Raw genomic sequence first — 3,535 nt, 5'->3', positions numbered from 1 at the left:
GGCCATGACGTGCGTCGCACCGACGGGCACGAGCTCGACGTGGCGCACCGTCGAGCGCGTCAGCGACGGGTACTGCATGACGGCGACCTGGCGGGTCAGGCCGGCGAGGAGGCGGACGGTGCGGTCGACGACGTCGTCGAGGTCCACGGCGCCCTCGAGGAACTGGGTGATGGCGCGCCGCTCGCCCGCGCCGAGGGGCTTGATAGCGCTGAGCCGGTCGACGAACAGGCGGTAGCCGGCGTCGGTGGGCACGCGCCCGGCCGATGTGTGCGGCGCGTGGATCAGGCCCTCCTCCTCGAGCTGGGCCATGTCGTTGCGCACGGTGGCGGCGCTGACGCCGAGGTGGTGCCGGTCGACGAGCGCCTTGCTGCCGACGGGCTCGGACGTCTGGACGTAGTCCTGGACGATGGCGCGCAGCACCATGAGCTTGCGCTCCTCGCTCATCCGACCTCCTCGCGTCTCGGTGGTCTCGTCGGTCTCGTCCGGTCTCGTCCCGTCGCGTCCGCCTCGTCAGCGCGGCCCCGGCGATGAGCCCTCGGACCCTTGGCACTCTCGGCGAACGAGTGCCAATTCTACGTCGAGTCGGACCAACCGCCGAACCTCCGTCCCACCGTATGCCGCCCGGAGCGGCGCGCCGGGCGGCATCCGGCGGCCGGAGGGCCTAGCCTCGGACGCCGTGTGCCCCCTCCCCCCGATCGACCGATACGGCTCCGACGTCCTCGGCGGCGACTGGCGTGCCCCCCGCGGTGGTCGCTCGACGCCGATGCCCGCCGAACCGGATCTCGTCGTCGAGGAGGTGGAGACCGGCTGGGTGGGCGCCGTCGTCCGCGTCGAGAAGGCGGGCGGCATGCACGTCGTGCACCTCGAGGACCGGCGCGGCCGGACCAAGGGCTTCCCGCTCGGTCCGGGGTTCCTCGTCGACGGACGCCCGGTCACGTTGACGCCCCCGACGGCCGCCGCGACGGCCGCCCTCGCCGACGCCCGCCGCGCCACCGCGCGCACCGCGAGCGGGTCGGTGGCCGTGCAGGGCGCGCGCGCCCGGGTCGCGAGCGGGTCGCGGATCTACGTGGAGGGGCGCCACGACGCCGAGCTCGTGGAGAAGGTGTGGGGTGACGACCTGCGGGTCGAGGGCGTGGTCGTGGAGCTCATGGACGGGGTGGACGACCTCGCCGCGATCATCGCCGAGTTCCGGCCCGGGCCCGGGCGACGGCTCGGGGTGCTCGTCGACCACCTCGTGCCCGGCACCAAGGAGGCGCGCATCGTCGAGCAGGCCCGGTCGCTACCGGGGCTGTCCGGGCACGTCAAGGTCCTCGGCCACCCGTACGTCGACGTGTGGCAGTCGGTGCGGCCGGAACGGCTCGGCTGGCAGCAGTGGCCGGTCATCCCGCGGGGCACGTCGTGGAAGCACGGCATCTGTGCCGAGCTGGGCTGGGCCCACTCGACGCAGGCCGACATCGCCAACGCCTGGAAACGCATCCTCGGCACGGTACGCAGCTACGCCGACCTCGAGCCGGCGCTGCTCGCCAGCGTGGAGGAGCTCATCGACTTCGTCACGGAACCCGGCGCCTGACGCGGCCCGCGCCGGCTCCCGGACCCCCGCGTCACCAGCGCAGGTAACCCTGGACGTCGACCTTGAGGTAGGCGGCCGCGGAGGTCTTGACCCGCACCGAGCCGTCGAGTCCGACCGGCACGAGGACGGTGTTGGTCACGGTCCGACCCGACGCGAACTTGACCGTCGCATAGGGCGTCTCGGCCGAGCCGCTCGGATAGGCGGTGACGTACCCGGCCGCGGTCGGTGACGCGACGGTGACGGTCAGGAGCGCCGCCCGGACGCCGGAGGCGGGGACGCCGGCCTTGCCGACGACGGGTACGAGGGGTGCCTGCCCTGCCGCGACCCGTCCGACGGGGTAGCCGAGGCCGGTCTGGCTGTCCAGGATGCGCGTCGGCCCGAGCGCCACCTGGTCGGCCCCGGTCGGCAGCCAGCCCACGACGTCGACGAGGACGTCGGTCTGGGCGGTGGAGTGGATCGTCACCGCACCGTTGGTGCCGAGGCGTGCCTCGACGAGACCCGTGGCGGCGCCGGCGGCCTCGTACCGCAGCTGGGGCGCGGCAGGGCGCGTCGTGCCGGCGGGCCACGTGGTGAGCCATCCGGCGGTCGTCGGGGTCGCGGCGGACACGTCGAGCAGCACCGCGGCGGCCCCGGTCGCCGGGATCCCGGCCTTGCCCGCGAGCGGCAGCGTCAGCGTGCCGCCGGCGGCCAGCCGGGCCTTGGGGGCGCCGAGGCCGGTGCGGGTGTCGAGGACCCGCGTCGGGGCGCCTCCCGAGACGTAGCCGCCCGTGGGCGACCACCCGACGAGGTCGGCCGACAGGTCCGTGGTCGCCGACGTGTAGAGCCGGACACGGCCGTCGGTGCCGACCTTGCTCAGCACGAGGGTGGTCGTCACCCCTCCTGCGGCGTACGAGACCGCCCGGGAGCCGGGCTGGGTCGTGCCGTCGGCGTGCGCCGTGAGGTAGCCGGCGGCGGCCGGGGCGGTGGTGTTGACGTTGAGCAGGACGGCGTCGACGCCGGTCGCGGGGACGCCCGCACGGCCGGTGACCTGGACCGTGACCGCCTTGCCCGCCTGCACCTTGGCCACGGGAGCGCCGACCCCGGTGCGGGTGTCGAGCAGCCTGGCCGGCGCGGAGACCTGCCAGGCACGGGTGTCGGTGGCCACCGTGGGACCCTGGTCCTTGAGGTGGATGAAGCCCTTGGGCCATCGTCCGCCGGTGAGCGTCACCCGGCGCCAGCGGAAGTCCCCGCCCCAGTTGTCCTCGGAGACGATGATGTCCGAGGCCGACAGGACCTGCTCGACGTAGGCGACGTGGCCGGTCGAGGAGTACGACGTGTCCCACCACGCGACCGACCCGACGGCCGGGCTCGTGTTCGTCTGCGCGGGGAACGAAGGGCCCCAGTTCGAGGCGTTACCGCTCAGGCTCGGCGGCTTCGTGTTCGGCAACCCGTTCTGCACGAGCCGGTAGGCGACGTAGTTGGTGCAGTTGTGGCCGGTGGACTGGCGCCACCAGCTCGTCGCGGCGTTCTCCTTGTAGCCCGCGTTCGGGTACCCGGCGGCCGCGCAGGGGTCGTAGCCCGTGCAGAGGACGATCCACTCGGCCGAGCGGGCCGGGGCCGCAAGCCCGACGCTCGTCAGGGTCGTCGCGAGCGCCGCGACGAGGACGGCCACGCGTCGACGCCACGGGCGCAGGGGTCGTGTCGTCGCCGCCACCGGGTCTCCCGTCCTCGCCGTCATGCTCCACGCAATCTAGGACACAGGGCTCACCGCGTCTCACGAATCCCAGAATTCCCACGCGACACGCGGGCCGGGATGCACGCGTTCCAGACCGTCGCGTGCTAGACGGCGGCCGACGTCAGGGCCGGCGGTGGCGGCGCCCCCGCGCGACGACACGGTCGATGACGCGCTGCTTGAACGGCGTGAAAGGTGGGCGGACGACGGCGGTCGTGTCGGGCGTCGTCGGGGTCTCGAGCACGGCCTTGGCG

General features: G+C 73.9%; 3 protein-coding genes. 1 reads left to right on the top strand and 2 read right to left on the bottom strand.

Translation table 11 applies throughout. The features are described from left to right. Positions 1-444 (bottom strand): HrcA family transcriptional regulator (locus ACPYOM_RS21300; protein ID WP_481347485.1); only part of this gene is annotated, 444 nt, incomplete at its 3' end. A gap of 232 nt (positions 445-676) precedes the next feature. Here ACPYOM_RS21300 and ACPYOM_RS21295 point away from each other — a divergent pair. After that, positions 677-1,570: a DUF3097 domain-containing protein gene (locus ACPYOM_RS21295; protein WP_481341632.1), complete on the top strand. Its 894-nt coding sequence runs from the start codon at positions 677-679 to the stop codon at positions 1,568-1,570. Positions 1,571-1,601: 31 nt separating this feature from the next. Here the strand turns inward: ACPYOM_RS21295 and ACPYOM_RS21290 are convergent, their stop codons facing one another. Further along, positions 1,602-3,287 carry a CHAP domain-containing protein gene (locus tag ACPYOM_RS21290; protein ID WP_481347484.1) on the bottom strand — a complete coding sequence of 562 codons (1,686 nt, stop codon included), beginning with the start codon at positions 3,285-3,287 and terminating at the stop codon, positions 1,602-1,604. Positions 3,288-3,535: the final 248 nt, after the last annotated feature.

Source organism: Monashia sp. HAY1-2A (assembly GCF_056755315.1).
This window is presented reverse-complemented; position numbering and strand designations above follow the sequence as displayed.